Genomic DNA, 3,358 nt, shown 5'->3' on the forward strand with positions numbered 1-3,358 from the left:
GACGCGGCGGCGACCTCGCGGTCGGCAGCTCGTCGAGGTGCCGGAGCTCCCAGCACCGGCGCTGCACGGCCGGCATCGTGGCGAGGACGGCGCTCGCCGCGTCCGCCAGCGACGACCGCTCGGCGACCCCGGTCGGGGCGTGGTCCTCGGTCGCCGGCGTCGACTCGTCGACCCACCGGATCGCCGACGACCCGCCCCGACGCAGCCGGTCGTAGCTCCGTCGCCGCGCGGTCGTCACCAACCACGCGCCGATCGCCTCCGGGTCGACGATCGACTCCAGGTGCGTCCACGCCGCGAGGAACGTCTCCTGCACGACGTCGTCGGCGTCCGCCCGGCAGTGCAGCAGGCGCATCGCGGTCGCGCGCACCAGCGGCGTGTGCCGCCGCACGACGGATGCGAACGCCGTGGGGTCCGCGGACGGTGGCGACACGGTGGTGGGGGCGTGCAGGGGCACGACGGACTCCGATCCTCGGGTGGATGCGTGCCGAGGATTCGAAAGGGGGCACCCGTCGGGTGGGCCGTGACGGACACCCCAGAGCGCGGGTCGTACCGTGGAGTCGTGCAGGCTGCGTTCTCGATCCGGACCACGACCGAGCGCGACTGGGAGCAGGTGCGGTCGCTCCGCATCGAGAACGCGACCGACGACCCGATCTCCTACGGTGCGACGCTCGAGTACACGCTCGCGATGAGCGAGGACGACTGGCGGCTCCGCGCGCGACGTGGAGAGGGGACCGAGACGACGAGTGTGGTGGCGGTCGACCCGACGGGCCGCTGGATCGGCATGATGAGCGGCCAGGTCGGCGACGCATCCGGCAACGATCCCGTGCTCACCGGCGTGTACGTCACGCCGTCGTCCCGCGGCCGGGCGAACGGTGTCGCGGATGCGCTGCTCGACCACGTGGTCGGGTGGGCAGCGGAGCACGGGGACCGGCTCCGACTCGAGGTGTACGACCAGGCGGTGCCTGCTGGTCGCTTCTACGAGCGTCGCGGGTTCCGCCCGAGCGGTCGCTCCCGCGAATTCCGCCTGCTGGGGCAGGGGCGGGACGCCCCGTCGCTCCGCCTGGTCGAGTTGGTGCGGACCGTCACGTGACCGGCTGACGGTCGGGAGGCGCGGTGCGGCCCCGCCCCGCGCCTCCCGTCCGCTGTACGGTCGTCAGACGGCGGCGAGCTCCCTCGTCAGCGCCGCCACGAACGCGTCGATGTCCTGCTCCGAGGTGTCGAACGAGCACATCCACCGCACCTCGTTCCGGCTGGCGTCCCAGTCGTAGAACCGGAAGTGCTCGCGGAGGCGGTCGGCCACCCCGGCGGGCAGGGTCGCGAAGACCCCGTTCGCCTGGGTGTCCTGGCTGAACTCGACGCCCTGGATGCTGCCGTCGGCGATCCCGGCCTCGAGCGCGCCGCGGAGCCGCTGGGCCATGGCGTTCGCGTGCCCGGCCGACCGGAGGTACAGGTCGTCGGTGAGCAGGGCGATGAGCTGTGCCGAGACGAAGCGCATCTTCGACGAGAGCTGCATGTTGAGCTTGCGGAGGTAGTGCAGGCCCTCGGACGCGTCGGGGTTCAGGACGACGATCGCCTCGCCGTAGAGCATCCCGTTCTTCGTCCCGCCGAAGCTCAGCACGTCGACGCCGGCGTCGGTGGTGAAGTCGCGCAGGGGGAGCCCGAGGCTCGCGGCTGCGTTCGAGATGCGGGCGCCGTCCATGTGCAGCGTCATGCCGAGCGGGTGGACGTGGTCGGCGATCGCGCGGACCTCGTCCACCGTGTAGGCGGTGCCGAGCTCGGTGGTCTGGGTGATCGAGACGACGAGCGGCTGGGCGCGGTGCTCGTCGCCCCAGCCCCAGGCCTCCTTGTCGATGAGCTCGGGGGTGAGCTTGCCGTCGGGCGTCTCGACCGGCAGCAGCTTGATCCCGCCCACGCGCTCGGGGGCACCGGCCTCGTCGGTGTGGATGTGCGCGGTCGAGGTGCACACGACGGCGCCCCACCGTGGGAGCATCGACTGCAGGCCGACGACGTTCGCACCGGTGCCGTTGAACACCGGGAACGCTTGCGCCTGCGCGCCGAAGTGCTCGGCGACGACCTCGTTGAGGCGGGCGGTGTAGACGTCCTCGCCGTAGGCGATCTGGTGGCCGTCGTTGGCCGCTGCGATCGCGTCGAGGATCTCGGGGTGGATGCCGGCGTAGTTGTCCGAGGCGAAGCCCCGCAGGTCCAGGTCGTGGAGTCGAAGGGTCACTGGTTCATCCTAGGGAGGGGTCGAGGGGGAGTCGGGTGCCGTTCACGGTGGCCGGATCGACGTCCCAGAGGCGGACGACCTCGTCGCCGAGGCGGTCCTCGAGGCCGTCCAGGCTCCGGACGACGAACACGGCCGCTGCTGCGGTGTCGGGGGCGTCCTTCCGGAACCCCTGGGCGACGGCGCGCACCCAGGCGTCCGCCGCCGCCTTGGCGGCCGCGTAGTTCGCTGCGCCGGCGGTGGGGGCGTCGACGGCGGTGGACGACACGGACGCGAGTCGCCCGGCCGGTGACGCGACGAGGTCGTCGACCAGCGCTCGGGTGGTGTTGCGGAGGGTGCGGAACCCGCGGTCGAAGAAGTCCCAGTCCGCGTCCGTCTGCCCGGCGATGCTGCCGCCCCCGCGCCAGCCGCCGACCAGGTGGACGAGCCCGTCGACCGGCCCGGTGTCCCGGTGGATCCGCGCGACCAGCGCGTCGACGTCGGCACGCGACGACAGGTCGCACGCGTGGGTGGTGACGCCCGGGACGGCGGTGCGGAGCGCCTCCAGGCCCGCCGCCCTCGTGCCCACGGCCACCACCGTCGCTCCGGCGGCGACCAGTGCCCGTGACACGGCGAGGCCGCTGGTGCTGGTCGCCCCCGCGACCAGCACCGTGCGGCCGTCGAGGCTGCCGTCGCTCACGCGGCGGCGGCCCGTGCGTCGTCGCTCGTCCCGGTGATGCCCGCGGTCGACTCGATCACCGCGGCCATCTTCTTGTCGAGCGCCTCGTAGAACATCGACAGCGGGAACTCGTCGTCGAGGACGGCGTCGGTGTAGCCCCTCGGTGGCCCGGCGAGCGTCTCGGTCGGGAGTCCGCGCGCCCACGCCGAGGCCGGGTGCGGGGTGAGCGTCCGGGTGAGCATCTCGTAGGCGGCGAGCCAGTGCGCCGCCTTCGGCCGATCGATCGAGCGCCGGTACAGCTCGTTGATCTGGTCGCTCAGGGCGATGATGACGTCCGGCACGGCCTCCCAGTCGATGGTGAGCTGCGTGTCCGTCCAGTGCAGGACGTCGTGCTGGTGCATCCACGCGAAGAGGAGCTGCCCGCCGAGCCCGTCGTAGTTCCGGACGCGGCTGCCGGGATCGCGACCGGAAGATCC

Annotated in this window: 5 protein-coding genes; 1 reads left to right on the top strand and 4 read right to left on the bottom strand. The window is 72.7% G+C overall.

Features of this window, described 5'->3' with window-relative positions; all coding sequences use genetic code 11:
* A partial coding sequence (locus I5E_RS25565) for an RNA polymerase sigma factor (RefSeq protein ID WP_022907403.1) occupies positions 1-454 on the bottom strand: 454 nt, incomplete at its 3' end.
* Between the two features lie 105 nt (positions 455-559).
* Between I5E_RS25565 and I5E_RS13200 the strand changes: the two genes are divergently transcribed.
* Positions 560-1,090 (top strand): GNAT family N-acetyltransferase, encoded by a 531-nt coding sequence (locus I5E_RS13200; protein ID WP_022907404.1) that lies wholly within the window; start codon positions 560-562, stop codon positions 1,088-1,090.
* Between the two features lie 63 nt (positions 1,091-1,153).
* Here I5E_RS13200 and I5E_RS13205 read toward each other — a convergent pair whose 3' ends face one another.
* From I5E_RS13205 to I5E_RS13215, 3 genes are all read right to left on the bottom strand, one after another.
* On the bottom strand, positions 1,154-2,227 hold the full coding sequence (locus I5E_RS13205) for a threonine aldolase family protein (RefSeq protein WP_022907405.1): 1,074 nt from the start codon (positions 2,225-2,227) through the stop codon (positions 1,154-1,156).
* Between the two features lie 4 nt (positions 2,228-2,231).
* Positions 2,232-2,903 carry an SDR family oxidoreductase gene (locus I5E_RS13210; protein WP_022907406.1) on the bottom strand — a complete coding sequence of 224 codons (672 nt, stop codon included), beginning with the start codon at positions 2,901-2,903 and terminating at the stop codon, positions 2,232-2,234.
* Positions 2,900-3,358: DUF6421 family protein (locus I5E_RS13215; protein ID WP_031262684.1), on the bottom strand; the 459-nt coding region annotated here is incomplete at its 5' end. The genes I5E_RS13215 and I5E_RS13210, both read right to left, overlap by 4 nt.

Origin of the sequence: Curtobacterium sp. B18 (assembly GCF_000333375.1) — a bacterium.
Lineage (GTDB): Bacteria > Actinomycetota > Actinomycetes > Actinomycetales > Microbacteriaceae > Curtobacterium.